The sequence below is a fragment of the Actinosynnema sp. NPDC049800 genome (assembly GCF_040656635.1).
Classification (GTDB): Bacteria; Actinomycetota; Actinomycetes; order Mycobacteriales; family Pseudonocardiaceae; genus Actinosynnema.
On the sequence record NZ_JBFAMT010000064.1, the window covers coordinates 18,872 to 34,454 of the forward strand.

General features: G+C 74.1%; 12 protein-coding genes. 5 read left to right on the forward strand and 7 right to left on the reverse strand.

Annotation, left to right across the window (positions count from 1 at the left end):
• Positions 1-102 precede the first annotated feature (102 nt).
• Positions 103-1,308 (forward strand): cysteine desulfurase-like protein, encoded by a 1,206-nt coding sequence (locus AB0I91_RS38970; RefSeq protein WP_499641341.1) that lies wholly within the window; start codon positions 103-105, stop codon positions 1,306-1,308.
• Between the two features lie 78 nt (positions 1,309-1,386).
• Here AB0I91_RS38970 and AB0I91_RS38975 read toward each other — a convergent pair whose 3' ends face one another.
• Positions 1,387-2,046 carry a TetR/AcrR family transcriptional regulator gene (locus AB0I91_RS38975; RefSeq protein WP_499641343.1) on the reverse strand — a complete coding sequence of 220 codons (660 nt, stop codon included), beginning with the start codon at positions 2,044-2,046 and terminating at the stop codon, positions 1,387-1,389.
• Positions 2,047-2,102: 56 nt separating this feature from the next.
• Between AB0I91_RS38975 and AB0I91_RS38980 the strand changes: the two genes are divergently transcribed.
• Positions 2,103-3,677, forward strand: coding sequence for an ABC-F family ATP-binding cassette domain-containing protein (locus AB0I91_RS38980; protein ID WP_499641344.1), 1,575 nt, complete (start codon positions 2,103-2,105; stop codon positions 3,675-3,677).
• Here AB0I91_RS38980 and AB0I91_RS38985 read toward each other — a convergent pair.
• Genes AB0I91_RS38985 through AB0I91_RS38995 form a run of 3 tightly spaced genes read right to left on the reverse strand, consistent with a single transcriptional unit; the run spans position 3,674 to position 7,325 of the window.
• Positions 3,674-4,273, reverse strand: a complete 600-nt coding sequence (locus AB0I91_RS38985) for an acetoacetate decarboxylase family protein (RefSeq protein ID WP_498773193.1) — start codon at positions 4,271-4,273, stop codon at positions 3,674-3,676. The genes AB0I91_RS38980 and AB0I91_RS38985 overlap by 4 nt on opposite strands.
• On the reverse strand, positions 4,270-5,916 hold the full coding sequence (locus tag AB0I91_RS38990; protein WP_499615911.1) for an FAD-dependent oxidoreductase: 1,647 nt from the start codon (positions 5,914-5,916) through the stop codon (positions 4,270-4,272). Before AB0I91_RS38990 ends, AB0I91_RS38985 begins: the two co-directional genes overlap by 4 nt.
• Positions 5,917-5,918: 2 nt before the next feature.
• Positions 5,919-7,325 (reverse strand): flavin-containing monooxygenase, encoded by a 1,407-nt coding sequence (locus AB0I91_RS38995; RefSeq protein ID WP_499641346.1) that lies wholly within the window; start codon positions 7,323-7,325, stop codon positions 5,919-5,921.
• Between the two features lie 72 nt (positions 7,326-7,397).
• Here AB0I91_RS38995 and AB0I91_RS39000 point away from each other — a divergent pair, with 72 nt between their 5' ends.
• The gene (locus AB0I91_RS39000) at positions 7,398-8,429 is read left to right on the forward strand and encodes an AraC family transcriptional regulator (RefSeq protein ID WP_499641348.1); all 1,032 of its coding nucleotides are present in this window, start codon (positions 7,398-7,400) and stop codon (positions 8,427-8,429) included.
• Here the strand turns inward: AB0I91_RS39000 and AB0I91_RS39005 are convergent.
• Positions 8,402-8,707: a substrate-binding domain-containing protein gene (locus tag AB0I91_RS39005; protein ID WP_498773199.1), complete on the reverse strand. Its 306-nt coding sequence runs from the start codon at positions 8,705-8,707 to the stop codon at positions 8,402-8,404. The genes AB0I91_RS39000 and AB0I91_RS39005 overlap by 28 nt on opposite strands.
• 56 nt (positions 8,708-8,763) lie before the next feature.
• Here AB0I91_RS39005 and AB0I91_RS39010 point away from each other — a divergent pair, with 56 nt between their 5' ends.
• Together AB0I91_RS39010 and AB0I91_RS39015 are read left to right on the forward strand one after the other, a co-directional pair.
• Positions 8,764-8,928, forward strand: coding sequence for a hypothetical protein (locus tag AB0I91_RS39010; RefSeq protein WP_498773201.1), 165 nt, complete (start codon positions 8,764-8,766; stop codon positions 8,926-8,928).
• 197 nt (positions 8,929-9,125) lie between these two features.
• Complete coding sequence (locus AB0I91_RS39015) at positions 9,126-11,162, forward strand: acyltransferase family protein (RefSeq protein WP_499641350.1); 2,037 nt, start codon at positions 9,126-9,128, stop codon at positions 11,160-11,162.
• Here AB0I91_RS39015 and AB0I91_RS39020 read toward each other — a convergent pair whose 3' ends face one another.
• Together AB0I91_RS39020 and AB0I91_RS39025 are read right to left on the reverse strand one after the other, a co-directional pair.
• Complete coding sequence (locus tag AB0I91_RS39020) at positions 11,163-14,762, reverse strand: DEAD/DEAH box helicase (RefSeq protein WP_499641352.1); 3,600 nt, start codon at positions 14,760-14,762, stop codon at positions 11,163-11,165.
• 161 nt (positions 14,763-14,923) lie between these two features.
• Positions 14,924-15,505, reverse strand: coding sequence for a TetR family transcriptional regulator (locus AB0I91_RS39025; RefSeq protein ID WP_498773206.1), 582 nt, complete (start codon positions 15,503-15,505; stop codon positions 14,924-14,926).
• Positions 15,506-15,583 lie beyond the last annotated feature (78 nt).

Genomic DNA, 15,583 nt, shown 5'->3' on the forward strand with positions numbered 1-15,583 from the left:
AGAGCGCTTCCATAGCGTTGTGCGATGGTTGGACCAATGTCAAGGGCAGAACGTGACCCGCACCACTGGAGTCCGATGTGGATCGGCGGCCAGAGTGGTGGCATGACCTACGACGTCGACTCCGTCCGCGCCCGCTTCCCCTCCCTCGCCACCGGCACCGCCCACTTCGACGGTCCGGGCGGCTCGCAGGTGCCCGCCGCCGTCGCGGACGCCGTGCGCGACGCGATGACCTCGTCCCTGGCCAACCGCGGCGTGGTGACCGACGCCGAACGGGCGGCCGACGCGATCGTGCTGGACGCCCGGCGCGCCGTGGCCGACCTGCTCGGCGCGCCGCCGGAGGGCGTGGTGTTCGGGCGCAGCATGACGCAGCTGACCTACGACTTCGCCCGCACGCTGGCGCGGACCTGGGCGCCCGGCGACGAGGTGGTGGTGACCAGGCTCGACCACGACGCGAACGTGCGGCCGTGGGTGCAGGCGGCCGAGGCGGTGGGCGCGGTGGTGCGGTGGGTCGGCTTCGACCCGGCGACCGGCGAGCTGGACGACGTCGCCGGCGTGCTGTCGGAGCGGACCCGGCTGGTGGCCGTCACGGCGGCGTCGAACCTGATCGGCACGCGGCCCGCGTTGGCCGGGATCGCCGCTTCGGCGCACGAGGCCGGCGCGCTGTTCTACGTGGACGGAGTGCACTTCGCCGCGCACCACCCGGTGGACGTGGAGGCGATCGGGGCGGACTTCTTCGCGTGCTCGCCGTACAAGTTCTTCGGGCCGCACTGCGGTGTGGTGGCGGGGCGGCCGGAGGTGCTGGCGGACCTGCGGCCGGACAAGCTGCTGCCGTCGACGGACGCGGTGCCGGAGCGGTTCGAGCTGGGCACGCTGCCGTACGAGGTGCTGGCCGGCTGCACGGCCGCGGTGGACTTCATCGCCGACCTGGCGCCGTCGACCGGGACCCGCCGTGAGCGGATCGCGGCGTCGTTGGCGGCGGTGGCCGAGCACGAGGACCGGTTGCGGGAGAAGGTCGAGGCGGGGTTGGCGGCGCTGCCCGGCGTGACGGTGTGGTCGCGGGCCCGGCTGCGCACGCCGACCGTGCTGGCGACGTTCGCCGAGCACGCGGCGGCGGACGTGTACCGGCACCTGGCCGGGTTGGGCGTGAACGCGCCGGCGGGCTCGTTCTACGCGATCGAGGCGTCCCGGTGGCTGGGGCTCGGCGACACCGGCGGGCTGAGGGTCGGCCTCGCGCCGTACTCGACCGAGGCCGAGGTGGACCGGCTGCTCGACGGGGTGGCCGGGTTCGTGCGCTCCGGTCGGGCGTGAGCCGGCGAACCCTGGACGAACGGACGCGCGATCGGTGGAGGCCGGTCCGGGTGTGCGCCCGGACCGGCCTCCGCCGGGTCAGAGGGAGCCAGCCAGGCCGGTCAGGAAGCGGTCGAGGCCCTGGCTGAACAGGGCGTCCCAGTCGGGGTCGTCGAGGTGGTCGTTGGCGGCCAGGGTGGGGTAGGCGTCGGCGTTCGCCCGGACGTGCGCGTTGGCGGCGTCCCGGACGGCCGCGTTGCGCCACGTGGACTGGGTCAGGGCGGAGCCGATGGCGAAGTTGGCCAGGCCGTGCGTCGCGGCGGCCAGGTCGACGCCCCGGAAGCCCGCGCCGGCCAGCGTCGCCTGGAGGAACTCGGTGCGCCGGAGCACGTTCGGGCCCAGCGTCGGCCGACCCAGCAACGGCGGTGACCACGGGTGGCGCAGCATCGTCGCCCGCCACGCCAGCACCAGCGCCCGGACCGCGTCCGCCCACTCGCCGCCGTCCGGCACCCGCACCTCGGCGAAGATCGCGTCCACGGCCAGGTCGAGCACGTCGTCCTTGGTCTTCACGTGCCAGTACAGGGTGGGCGGGGCGACGTCGAGGCGTTCGGCGAGCCTGCGCATGGTGAGCCGGGCCGGGCCCTCGGCGTCCAGCAGCGCCACCGCCGCCACGACGATCCGGTCCACCGTGAGCGGCGCGTCCCGCCGTCCCCTGGCCGGCCTCAACCACACCCCGCCCTTATAACCCGTCGCGTCCACGATCGGGACTCTAGTACGTTGGTCGGGTTCTCGACCAACGTTCGAGAGGGTGGCCGATGGCTCACGTCGAGGTGTCCGACCTGACCTACGCCCTGGCCGACGGGCGCGTGCTGCTGGACCGCGTGTCGTTCCGCGTCGGCGAGGGCGTCACCGCAGGGCTGGTCGGGCCGAACGGCGCGGGCAAGACGACGTTGCTGCGGCTCGTGGCCGGTGAGCTGCGGCCCGCGGCCGGCGAGATCGCCACCAGCGGCGGCGTCGGGGTGATGCGGCAGTTCATCACCGGCGACGCGGTCCGCGACCTGCTGCTCGCCGTCGCGCCGGACCGCGTCCGGGCGAGCGCGAAGGCCCTGGCCGAAGCCGAAGCCGCGGTGGCCGGGCGCGACGAGGAGGACACCCAACTGGCCCTCGCGGACGCCATCGCCGAGCACGTCGACGCGGGCGGCTACGACATCGAGGTCGTCTGGGACACCTGCACGACCGTCGCGCTCGGCCTGCCGTTCGCCCGGGCCGCCGACCGGCCCGTGGCCACGCTGTCCGGCGGCGAGCAGAAGCGCCTGGTCCTGGAATCCCTGCTGCGCGGCCCGGACGACGTGCTGCTGCTGGACGAGCCGGACAACTACCTGGACGTGCCCGGCAAGCAGTGGCTGGCGCGGGAGCTGGCCGCGAGCCGCAAGACGATCCTGCTGGTCTCGCACGACCGGCAGCTGCTCGCCGACGCCGCCGACCGGATCGTCGCCGTCGAGGACCGCGACGTCTGGGTGCACGGCGGCGGCTTCGCCACGTTCGCCCAGGCCAGGCACGACCGGATCGACCGGCTGGACGAGCGGCGCAAGCGGTGGCGCGACGAGCACCGCAGGCTGAAGACCACCGTGCACGCCCTGCGCCAGAACGCCGCCCGCAACGACGCCGTGTCCTCGGCCTACCGCGCCGCGAGCGCCCGGCTGGCCAGGTTCGAGGAGGCCGGCCCGCCGCAACGGCCGCCGAAGCGGCGCACCGTCCGCATGCGCCTGCAGGGTGGTCGCACCGGCAAGCAGGCGTTGAGCTGCAAGGGTTTGGCGGTGTCCGGTCTGATCGAGCCGTTCGACCTCGACGTGTGGTTCGGCGAGCGGATCGCCGTCCTCGGCGCGAACGGCACCGGGAAGTCCTGGCTCCTGCGCGTGCTCGCCGACCCGTCCGCGACCCGGCACTCGGGCCGGATCTCCTTCGGCGCGCGGGTCGTGCCCGGCCACTTCGCCCAGACCCACGCCCGCCCCGACCTGGTCGGACGGGCGGTGGCCGACATCGTCACGCGGGACCACGGGATCGAGCGCGACGACGCGATGGCCGCCCTCGCCCGCTACGAGCTCGCCCCCGCGTGGCGGCAGCCGTTCGAGACGTTGTCGGGCGGCCAGCAGGCGCGGTTGCAGATCCTGCTGCTGGAGCTGGCCGGCGACACGCTGCTGCTGCTGGACGAGCCGACCGACAACCTCGACGTGGCCGCCGCGGACGCCTTGCAGGAGGGCTTGCGCGCGTTCACCGGCACCGTCCTGGCCATCACCCACGACCGCTGGTTCGCCGCCGACTTCGACCGGTTCCTGCACGTCGACCGGGACGGCCGGGTCGAGGAGGTGCCCGAGCCGGTCTGGTCCTAGCGGCGGCGCGGCCCGAACGTCATGCGCAGCCGGCGGACGGCGACGCCGACCAGCGGCCGGTGCGGGAGCAGCCACGCCAGCGGGCCCGCCGGGTCGACGTGCCAGCGGGCGCGGACCGGGGCGACCCGACCGGTGGCGCGCAGGGGTGTGCGGGCCAGGCCGTCGCCGAACGCCTGCCACGTCGACCCCGCCGCCGGCAGCCACACGTCGAACCGGGGCGTCCGCGCGCGGACCGAGGCGAGGGGACCGTGCTCGTCCCGGGCCGACGCGGCGAGGTCCCGACCCCACTCGAACTCCGCCGGCTCCTTCGGGATGCCCCACAGCTCGCGGCCACCCGCCAGCGACGCCGGGCTGTCCACCCAGATGCGCGGGATCGACACCCCGAACCGCAGGCCACGCCGCACCAGCACGGCGGCCAGCACCTCGTGGTAGGCCATGCCCGGCGGCCGGTAGTCCACGAACGCCGTGCCGACCACGGCCCGCCCGAACACGGTCACCGGCCGCACCGGCAGCGGTGGCAGCGCCGTCGCCCGGACCAGCCACACCGACACGCACGCGCGGCCGTGCAGCTGCCACGGTTCCGGCGGATAGCTCATCGATCACCCCTCACGGTCAGGCGCAGCGCCCCGGGAGCGGTCGGCGGCACGACCGGGCTCCGCGGCGCGACCGCGTTCAGCCGGACGTACGCCGCACCGGGCTCCGGACGCGGGTCGCGGTCACCATTGTTGGGCCACAACGACATCGCGCGCTCGGCGAGCGCGGTGATGGTCAGCGCCGGGTTCACGCCGAGGTTCGCCGGGATCGTGGAACCGTCGACCACGTGCAGGCCCGGGTAGCCGTGCACCCGGTGGTACGGGTCGACCACGCCGGTGGCCGGCGAGTCGCCGATCACGCACCCGCCGATCAGGTGACCGGTCAGCGGCACGTCCGCCAGGTCCGGCCACGCCCCGCGCGCGACGCCGCCGACGCGGGCCGCGATCCGCCGCGCCACCTCGTGCCCGAGCGGGATCCACGTCGGGTTCGGCACGTCGCCCTGCCGCGTGGTCATCCGCCTGCCGAGCACGCCCCGGCGCTCGACCGTGGTCAGCGAGTTGTCCAGGCTCTGCATCACCAGCAACGCGATCGTCTCCTCCGACCACCGGCGCGGGTCGTGCAGCCACCCGAAGTCGCGCCACCCGCGCGCCAGCTCGCGCGCGCCGCGTCGCAACCGCCGCGGTCCGCCGTCGACCAGCACGGTCATCAGCAGGCCCATCAGGTTGCTGCCCCGCCCGTACCGCACCGGTTCCACGTGCGTGTGCTCGTCCGGGTGGAACGACGAGGTGATCGCCACGCCCAGCGAGTGGTCCGCGCCACCGTCGCGCACCCGCACGCCCAGCACCGCCTCGGAGTTGGTGCGGCACAACGTGCCCAGCCTCGGCGAGAGGCGCGGCAGGCTGGTGCGCCGCAGCCGGTGCAGCAGTCGTTGCGTGCCCAGCGACGCCGCCGCGAACACGACCTGCCGCGCGGTGAAGTCCCGTCCGCGCCGACCGCCCGTGCGCCGCGTCGCGACCGTGAAACCGCCGGGCGCCGGCCGCACGTCGACCGCCGTGGTCAACGGGTGCACCCGCGCGCCCGCGAGCTCGGCGAGGTGGAGGTAGTTCTTCACCAGGGTGTTCTTGGCGTTGTGCCGACAGCCGGTCATGCACTGCCCGCAGTGCGTGCACGGCGACCGGGTCGGCCCGACACCGCCGAAGAACGGGTCGCCCGGCGCGCCGAAGTGCACGCCGACCCGCGACCGGTGGTAGGTCTCGCCGACGCCCATCTCCTCGGCGACCGCACGCAGGACGCGGTCCGCCGCCGTGGTTCGAGGGTTCCCGGTCACGCCGAGCATCCGCGACGCCTGGTCGTAGTGCGGCGCCAGCTCGGACCGCCAGTCGGTGATGTGCGCCCACTGCCGGTCGCGGTAGAACGCCTCCGGCGGCTCGTACAACGTGTTCGCGTACACCAGCGACCCGCCGCCCACGCCCGCGCCGCTGAGCACCAGCACGTCGCGCAGGAGGTCGACCCGCTGGATGCCCAGGCAGCCCAGCGACGGCGCGAACAGGTAGTCGCGCACCTGCCAGGACGTGCGCGGGAAGTCCTCGTCGGCGAACCGGCGGCCGGCCTCCAGCACCCCGACGCGGTAGCCCTTCTCGCTCAGCCGCAACGCGGTGGCGCCGCCGCCGAACCCGGACCCGATCACCAGCACGTCGTAGTCCACCCTCACCCTCCCACCGCTCGGAAGTCGGCCAGGTCCGCCCGTGCCGTGCGCCGCCGGTACTCCCACACCAGGCCGGGCCAGTTGGTGGTGATCCGGCCGCCGTCCGCGCGGTACCAGCTGGAGCACAGGCTCCACACGCTGTGCCGCAGGCGGCGTTGCACCTCGGCGTCGAACGCCTCCGCCACCTCCGGTCGCACCTCCACCCCGGCCACGCCCGCGCGGACGAGCCGGTCGAGCACGCGCAGCACGTACCGGATCTGCGCCTCGATCATGGTCAGCACCGAGTTGCCGCCCAGGTTCGTGTTGGGGCCGTAGAGCAGGAACAGGTTCGGGAAGCCGGGCACGGTGACGCCCAGGTGCGCGCGGGCGCCGCCGGCCCACGCGTCGGCCAGTTCCCGCCCGTCCCGGCCGCGGACGCGCAGCGGCGCGAGGAAGTCGGCCGCCGCGAAGCCCGTGCCGTAGACCAGCACGTCGGCGGGGTGCTCGACGCCGTCGGCGGTGCGCACGCCGTGCTCGGTGAGCCCGGTGACCGGCGAGGTGACGACGTCGACGTCCGGGCGGGTCAACGCCGGGTACCAGTCGTTGGAGAACAGCAGCCGCTGGCAGCCGGCCGGAGCGCCCGGGGTCAGCTTCGCCCGCAACACCGGGTCGCGCACCCGCCAGAACCGGTGCAGCGCGGTCAACGCCTCCACCGCCTTGCGCGAGCCGGGGCCCGACGTCAGCGCGGCGGTCAGCAGCTCGCCGGTCAGCCACGTCGCCACGCGGCCGACCCGTCCGCCGAGCAACCGCGACGGGCGGGCGCGATCGGGTTTCGGCAGCACGTGCGGCGCGGTGCGCTGGAACACCGTCACGCGTTCCGCGACCTGCCGCACGTGCGGCACGAACTGCACCGCGCTGGCGCCCGTGCCGATCACCGCCACTCGCCGTCCGCGCAGGTCCACGTCGTGCCGCCAGCGCGCGCTGTGGAACGCCGGCCCGCCGAAGCGCCCCGGCAGGTCGGGCACGGCCGGCCGGGACAGCTGCCCGACCGCGCTGATCAGCACGTCGCACTCGACCACCTCGCCGCCCGCCAGCTCGACCCGCCACCGACCGCCCTCGCGCGCGGCGCCGGTCACGTCGCAGCCCAGCCGCACGAGGTCGCGCACCGGGGCCGCGGCGTCGCGCAGGTAGGCGAGGATGTCGGGCTGCGCGGCGTACCGGCGCGGCCAGGAGGCGTTGGGCGCGAACGAGTACGAGTACAACGACGACGGCACGTCGCACGCCGCGCCGGGATAGGTGTTGTCCCGCCACACGCCGCCGACGTCGTCCGCGCGTTCCAGCACGGTGACGTCGGTGAACCCGGCCCGGCGCAGGCCCAGCGCCATGCCGATGCCCGCGAACCCCGCCCCGATCACCACGACCGCCGTCACCCCGGCGACGGTAGGGAGGAACCCCTCGAACGCACCAGGACATCACCGGCCGGGTAATTGACAATGGTGGCCATGGCGACGTTGACCGAGCCGGCGGTGCGGCACTGGGACTTCCGCCGGGGCATCGCGAGCGTGGCGCTGCTGGTGCGCTTCGGGGCCGACCACGGCATCGGCGCGGACCGGCTGCTCGCGGGCAGCGGGCTGGACGCCGCGCACCTGGCCGAGCCGGCCGCGGAGGTCGAGGCGCGCCAGGAGCTGCGGGTCGTGCGCAACCTCGTCGCCGTGCTGCCGGACAACGGGGTGGACGTCGGCCGCCGGTACCACGCGACCACGTTCGGCATCCTCGGCTACGCGTTCCTCAGCTGCGCCACCGTGCGGGACGCCGTCGACACCGCGCTGCGCTACCTGGACCTGAGCTTCGCGTTCACCAACCCGACCGCGTCGGTCGACGGCGACCGGGTGCGGGTGGAGCTGGACGACACCGCGCTGCCCGCCGGGGTGGCCCGGTTCCTGGCCGAACGGGACCTGGCCGCGATCCACACGGTGATCGGCGAGCTGGTGCCCGGCGGTGTGCCCGTGCTGGAGGTGGACTTCCGGTTCCCCGAGCCCGCCGATCACGGTCACGAGGCCGTGTTCGGGGTGCGGCCGACGTTCGGGGCGGCGCGGTGCGGGTCGTCGTTCGACATCTCGTTGCTGGGGCGGGACCTGCCGCTGGCGAGCCCCGAGACCAGCGCGATGTGCGAGGCGCAGCTCCGGGACCTGGTGGCCCGCCGCCGGGACCGGCTCGGGGTGGTGGCGGCGGTGCGGTCGCGGTTGGCCGGGTCGGACGCCTTCGACGTCACGGTGGCGGAGGTGGCGGGGGAGTTGGGGATGAGCGCGCGGACGTTGCGGCGCAGGCTGGCCGCCCGCGGCACCGGCTACCAGGAGCTGTTGGACGAGGCGCGGGCGGCGCGCGCGGAGGAGCTGCTGACCACGACCGACCTGCCGGTGGAACGGATCGCGGCACGCCTGGGCTACGCCGAGGCGGCGGCCTTCATCCACGCCTTCCGCCGCTGGCGCGGCACCACCCCGGGCGACTACGGCCGACGCCGCCGCGCCGGCTGACCGCCCACGGGCGCGGTGGACTCGCGCTCCACCAGCCGGACGCCCATCGTCACCGGCTCCTCGGGCAACTCGCCCGTCTCCACCGAGTCCAGCAGCATCCGCATCGCCGTGATCGCCTTGCCCGCGACGTCCTGCGCGACCGTCGTCAACCCGGGCGTCACGTACTCGCACAGGTCGAGGTCGTCGAACCCCACCACAGACACGTCGTCGGGCACCGCCGCGCCGTCCAGGCTCCACGACCGCAGCGCGGCACCGGCAACCGCGCGGAGGGCGACCACGTCGCGGACACCGTGACCTCGGCGGCGGGTATCGCGGTCGGCACGAGGTCGACCCGGTGCCCCTGGCCGGCACCACCTCGATCCGCCGGAACACGTTGCTGCGCACGGGCAGCCGGGAGCCGAACTGGCAGACTGACCTGGGCGCGCTGTGGATCTACGCGGACAGCGCCGACATCGCCGAGCCGATCACCGTGGAGGATCTGGGCATCACACGACCGTGACCCGTGCCGCGGCGGGAGGCCTGACCAACCCCGGCGGCTACCCGCTCGTCCAAGGGGCCGTGAACTCGGGCTTCCGGAACAAGTGGCTGGTCGGCGCAGCTGATCAGGTACTCTCCTGCGCCAATCAGCCTGTAGTCAGGCGACACGTTCGAGGGACAGGCTGAAGAGTGAGTACAGTCGTCGAGGAACACGCCCCCGTGGAGGCGCGAAGACAGTCGGCGTTCCGCACCGACATCCAGTCGTTGCGCGCCGTCGCGGTGCTCGCCGTGGTGGTGAACCACCTCTGGCCGAGCGGTCTCACCGGCGGCTACGTCGGCGTCGACGTGTTCTTCGTCATCTCCGGCTACCTGATCAGCTCGCACCTCGACCGCGAGATCACCTCGACCGGCCGCGTCCGCCTCGGCCGCTTCTACGCCCGCCGCATCCGCCGGCTGTTGCCCGCCGCGTTGCTGGTGCTCGGCGTGAGCGTCGTCGCCGCGTACCTCCTGTTGCCGTACCCGCGGTGGGAGGCGACCGCGGCCGAGTCGGTCGCAGCGGCCTTGTACTGGGAGAACTGGCTCCTCGCGGCGAAGTCGGTCGACTACTCGGCCGCCAACACGGCGGCCAGCCTCGTGCAGCACTACTGGTCGCTGTCGGTGGAGGAGCAGTTCTACCTGGTCTGGCCGTTGCTCCTGGTGGTGTTGTTCAAGGTCCGGCAACGGCGGGCGCAGGTCGTCGGCATCGCGCTGGTCGGCGCGGCGTCGTTGGCGTTCAGCGTCCACTACACGCAGGTCGAGCCGAACCAGGCGTACTTCGTCACGCAGGGCCGCGTCTGGGAGTTCGCGCTGGGCGCGCTCATCGCGCTGACCGGCGTCGAGTTGTCGAAGCGGCTGGCCGGGGCGGCTTCGGCGGTCGGGTTCGCCATGATCCTCGGGTCCGCGTTCCTCTACGACCACGCGACGCCGTTCCCCGGTTACCTCGCGTTGGTGCCGACCGTCGGCACGGCCCTCGTCATCGCGTCCGGGCAACGTCCGGGGCGGCAGTGGCACGCCGCGGTCACGGCGTCGTCGCCGGTGCAGTTCCTGGGCGGCATCAGCTACTCGCTGTACCTGTGGCACTGGCCGTTGATCATGGTCGCCCCGTTCGTGTTCGCCGACGCGTTGCAGGCGGGCCGGATGACCACGCCACTGCTGCTCGCGGTGCTCGGGGTGTCGCTCGTGCTGGCGTACCTGTCGAAGGTGCTGGTCGAGGACAGGGGCATCGCGGTCCGCCTCGGGACGGGCTGGACGTTCGCCGCGATGGTGGTCGGCCTGCTCGTCGTGTCCGCGGCCGCGGCCGGGTTGAACTGGACCTACGGGCGGCACGTCGCGCAGGCCGAGCGGGAGGCCGAGGAGCGCGGCGTCGGGGTGTGCGTCGGCGGGCAGGCCCTGATCCCGACCAACGGCTGCCCGAACCCGTTGGGCCCGGCGGAGGTCGTGCACATGGGACCCGTCAACGAGTACTTCAAGGCTCCGCCCGGTTGCGTCGATGTCGAGGGTGTGGCCGACGTCTCGCTGTGTGACTACAGCGGTGGATCGGCGTCCGCGCGGGTGGTCTGGCTCGTCGGCGACTCGCACGCCCAGCAGTGGCAGCCACCGGTGGTCGACCTGGCCCGCGAGCACGGCTGGGTGCTCAAGTACGCCTACCTGGGCGGGTGTCCGTTCGCGGAGGTCGACTTCGTCGGCTACCGCGGCGTCGCGACCGACGAGGCCAGGCGCAAGTGCGCCGACTGGACCGCGCGGATGACCGACGTGATCGCGGAGGACTCGCCGTCGCTGGTGCTGACCTCGTTCTACGCCCGCAAGGAGCGCGTGGACGACGGCAGCGGACGTTCGCAGACCGAGCAGTACCGCGACGGGCTCGAACCGCGGTGGAAGCGGTGGACCGACGCGGGTGCGCGCGTGGTGGTGCTGGGCGACCCGCCGTTGAACGGCGAGGTGCGCGACCACCAGTGCGTGGCGCTCAACCCCGGTGATCCGGGGGTGTGCGCGGTGGACCGTGCGACGGCGCAGCCTTCGGACCCGTTGTCGGAGGTCGCGCGGACCAGCGACAACGAGATGGTGTCGTTGGTGGACTTCACCGATTACTTCTGCGACGTGCACAAGTGCCACGGCGTGGTCGGCAACATCACCGTGTACTACGACCCCGACCACCTCAACGCCGCGTTCAGCCGGAGCCTCGCGCCGGTGTTGGCTGAGGCGCTCGACCGCGAGTAGTCATCGGCCCAGCCCTCGGCGGGTGCGCGCCGGTGGCGGTGGGGTGCCTTCGGTGTCGAGGGCGGTGTAGGCGGTGAGCCAGCCGGTGGCGCGGTAGTCGCCGCGGCGGGTGAAGACGGCTACCCCGGTTTCGCTCGGGTCGTCGTCGTCCGCCGGTGGGTAGGGGACGGTCGCGGAGGTCGTCGGTGTGGTCCAGGTCCGGCCGCGCCAGGCGATCGCGGTCGCGCCTGTGCCGCCGGTGACGGTGGCGTGGTCTGCGTGCGCGGTCAGGGTGTGGTTGGTGGTGCGTTCGCGCAGCAGCGCGGTGTAGCCGGCGTGGTCCAGGACGCAGCCCGCCGGCGAACGCCCCGGTGGCCAGTCCGGCGCGCGGAGACCCCGCGCGACCGCCGAGCGCCACAGGCCCGGCACCACCTCCCTGAGGTGGGCACGGGTCGCCATCTCCTCGCACATCCACAGCAGCCGGCCCGCGCCGCGGCCCGGGGCGAGGCTCCGCCAGCGGACGCGGTGGTCGAGGTCGGCGGCCACCACGGCGATCCACGGGTGCACGGTGCCCAGCACGCCCTGCGCGGCCAGCCACGCCAGGAACCTCGGCGCCTGCTCGTACACCGGGTGCAGGGTGGCCAGCGGGATGCCGCCGGCCACCCGCCGTCCGGGCGAGTCGAACAGGTGCGGCGACCGTGCCGCGAGCAGCAGCGCCGCCCACGCCAGGTCGCCCGGCGCGGTGGTCGTCTGCGAGCCGAGGCCCTTGACCGACGTCGTGTTGGTGATCTGCGACGTCTTGCCGCCCGCCTTGATCACCGTGGCCACGGCCGGCCGCACCGGCTCCGGCACCGGGATGCCCGCCAGGTCGCGCACGGCGACCGACAGGACCAGGCTCAGCGCGTTCTCCGCCTCGTCCGGGTCGTGCGGCACGGGCAGCAGGCCGAGCGTGCGGCGCAACCGGTGGCCGGTGTGGGTGGACACCATCATCCGCGCGGTCAGCCGGCCCAGCTCGGTGATGTCGAGCCGGTCGCCGGTCGCCGTCAGGTGGCCCTCGTCCACCAGGAACGCCACGGCCTCCTGCACCGGCTCCAGGTCGTCGTCGCCCTGCGCGTGCGCGAGCGTCTCGACCCACCACGCCTGCGCGTCGTCCGTCGTGCCGATCCGGCCCTGGAGCACCTCGGCCAGCACGTGGTCGGGCAGCGAGTCGCGGATCCGCGAGTACACCGAGTACCCGGCCACCAGCCTGGTCTGCCAGTCGGCGCGCTGCGTCTCGTCGACGACCAGGTACGACCAGCCCTCGGTCTCGCCCGCGCCGATGCGGCCGGCCCGGCCGAACATCTGCAGCACGGTGGACGTGTCGATCGGCTCGCCGCCGATGGAGACGTCGCGCACGATCACCGCCCGTGCGGGCAGGTTCACGCCGGCGGCGACGGTGGACGTGGCGACCAGGACGTCCGCCTCACGTGCGCGGAAGGCACGTTCCGCGGCGTGCTTGTGCTCGTAGTCGGCGTAGTGCAGGCGGACGCCGACCTCCGCGCACGCCTTGGTCAGGCCGTCGACGTCGTCGGGGGCGACGGTGTGCACGGGCGCGCCCCGGTCGGCGGCGATCGCCATCGCGGTGGAGCGGACGTTGCGCTTGGAGCCGCAGAACACCAGCACGCTGCCGCCCTCGGCGGTGTGCCGCCGGGTCAGGTCGAGCACGACCTGTTCGCGCAGGCGGTTGTTCGCGGTGAAGCCGGAGGCCGCCGGGATCGTCGGGAGCTGCCAGGTCACCTTGGACGGCCGCCAGGTCGTGGCCACGAGGTCGGCCTCCAGCCATTCGGCGACCTCGGCGGCGTTGGACACGGTCGCCGAGAGCCCCACGATCCGGACCGGCGAGTCGATGCCGCGGACCCGGGCCAGCAGGGCTTCCAGCAACGCGCCGCGGTTGGGGCTGCCGAGCAGGTGGACCTCGTCCACGACGAGGCAGCCGACCTCGCCGAGCGCGGCCTGCAGGGACGACGCGCGGCAGATCGCCTCGAACTTCTCGGTGGTGGCGACCCAGAGGTCGGCCGCTTTGACGGCCTCGACGTCGACGGCGTACTCGCCGGAGAGGCGTTCGACGCGGAGGCCCTCGTCGCGCCAGGTCTCCAGTTCTCGGTCGAGTTCGTCGGTGAGCGAGCGCTGGGGGACGAGCCAGGCGGCCTTGCGGCCCTCGTGCAGGATCGCCTTCAGCACGGCCAGCATGCCCATCGCGGTCTTGCCCGCGCCGGTCGGTGCGGTGATCAGCAGGTGGGAGTCGCCGTCCACCAGGTGGGGCGCGGCTTGGGCCTGGGCGGGGTTGAGCACGGGGAAGGGCAGGAACCGCGCCCAGTCGGCGGGCACGTGCCGTGCGACGGGAACGGGGTCGGGCACGTCGGCGTCGGTCGGTTCGTGCAGGTCCCACAGCATCTCGAAGGCCAGGCGAGCCGCTCGGGCTCCGTCGCCGACGACCGACTCGCACCGTTCGGGCACGACACCGCCGACATCGGACAGCCAGGCGGTGGCGGCGGTCGCGGACACTTCTTCCTGCTCCAGCCAGTGGCGGATGGCGCGGAACGGCACCCCGGCCGCTTCGAGTCGCTCCTTCACAGGGGTGAATTCGGGCGAATCGGGCAAAACGACCCGAGCGTCCACGCCGGCCGGCACGTCGGTCAGGTCGAACGCCGGGTCGACCGTCTTGCACCACCAGACGGGCCGCGACTCCAACGCCGCCAACGCCGGCGGCAACACGGGCACCGCCGCCGAACGGGCCGCCGGCGCAACCTCCGCCCCGCTGAGGATCGACCGGATCCGAGCCGCCATCGCCACGGTGGACACCCGCCGCCCCACCCGAACCCGCGCCTGGCCCGCGCTGTCGGCCGTGCTGTCCGCGCTCGCCGCCGCCCCGTCCGCCGCCTCCACCTCGGCGTCCGCAACCGCCCCGTCCGCAACCGTCCCGCCTCGCGCACCACCCTCAGTCGCAGGCGACTCGGCCTCCGCCTCACCGTGCGATCCGCCCGCCCGTCGCGGATCCGCGTCGTCCCGCGCCCGCTCCGCCCGCCGCGACTCCGCCCGCCGTCGCCCGGAACCCGCCGCCCCCGGCCGTCGCGAACCGTCCTCCGGCGACCCGGCGCCAGACTCCGGTCGCCGCGAACCCGGCTCCGATGCCGCAGGGCGAGTCGACGGGTTCCGCGGTGGTCCGTCGGGCTCGGCCGGCGCGCTCCGGGGCCGATCGGCGGCCGGTGGGCGGACGGCGCGCGAGTTGCGGGCCAGGGCTTCGAGCTGGGCGTCCTCCGCGAGGCGGCGCGAGACGGCGGCCGGGCGCAGGTCGCCGAGCACCGAGCGTTGCGCGAGCTTCAACTCCCGCAGCGTGAACGACGCGGGGCACGCGGGGCACACGACGGCGGCCTGGAGCTGCTGCCTGCCGCGATCCGGGTGGGCGCGGTAGAGGCCGTGCAGTTCGCCTTCGCACTTCGGGCACCGCCGGTCGATGGGCAGGGGCGAGAGCTGCCAGCCCGGCTCGGCGTACCGCGCGATCGCGGGCTCCGGGCGGACACCCCACCTGGCCTCCACGACCCCGGCGACCGACGTGTCCACCACCGGCGACCCGTGCTCCACTCGTCGCCTCCCGTCCCCGGCCGCGGTCGTGTCGGCGGCCTCCCGGCACGGCCCGGCGCCCCCCTGGAGCGCCCGGCGTCCCCTGGCGGCCGACACGTGATGCTATGCCGAGCCCGCTCCGAGCGGCTGTCGCGGTGACGGGCGGGGTGGCCGGTCGTCGTTCACGGCCGCGTTGGCCGCAGGGTGGCGAAGGCGCGGTCGAGCAGTGCGGCCCGGTCGGCGGCGCCGCCGGTGCGCAGCCATTCCTGCGAGACGGTGTCCAGGACCGCGGTCGCGGCGTTGGTGAGCAGGTCGGCGGTGAAGGGGTCGAGGTCGGCGCCGGGCCGGTCGCGCAGCGCGTCGCTGACCTGTTGGCGCCACTGCGCCCGCTTCTGGTGGAGGCGGGCGCGCAGCGACGGGGTCGACTCGATCAGGCGGAGGCTCGCCAGCGCCTGCTCGGACGCGCGGATCTGCTGTTGCCACTGCCGCAGCACCTGGTGCAGGGACTGCCACGGGTCCTCGTCGGCGGGCCGGGCGCGGATGTCCTGGACGACCTGTTCGCCGGTGACGTCGATGCCGGCGAAGACGACGTCCTCCTTGGCCGGGAAGTACCGGAAGAAGCTCCGTTTGGTCAGCCCCGCGGACTCGGCGATCTCGCCGACGGTGGTCTCGTCGAACCCGCGTTCGGCGAACAGGCCCAACGCGATCTGCGCGAGTTCGGCCCGTACCGCCCGTCGGGCGCGTTCCCGTAGCCCTGCTGCCATGCACCGGAGTTTACTTAGCGACATCGGGTGTCAAACTTGTCACCGGGTGACATATAGTTGGACCGACCTGCACGAGGG

What these genes read in the sequence shown, in the direction of transcription:
- AB0I91_RS38970 (WP_499641341.1), top strand. Translation starts at nt 103, where the DNA reads ATGACCTACGACGTCGACTCCGTCCGCGCCCGCTTCCCCTCCCTCGCC.
- AB0I91_RS38980 (WP_499641344.1), top strand. Translation starts at nt 2,103, where the DNA reads ATGGCTCACGTCGAGGTGTCCGACCTGACCTACGCCCTGGCCGACGGG.
- AB0I91_RS38985 (WP_498773193.1), bottom strand. Translation starts at nt 4,273, where the DNA reads ATGAGCTATCCGCCGGAACCGTGGCAGCTGCACGGCCGCGCGTGCGTG.
- AB0I91_RS39000 (WP_499641348.1), top strand. Translation starts at nt 7,398, where the DNA reads ATGGCGACGTTGACCGAGCCGGCGGTGCGGCACTGGGACTTCCGCCGG.
- AB0I91_RS39025 (WP_498773206.1), bottom strand. Translation starts at nt 15,505, where the DNA reads ATGGCAGCAGGGCTACGGGAACGCGCCCGACGGGCGGTACGGGCCGAA.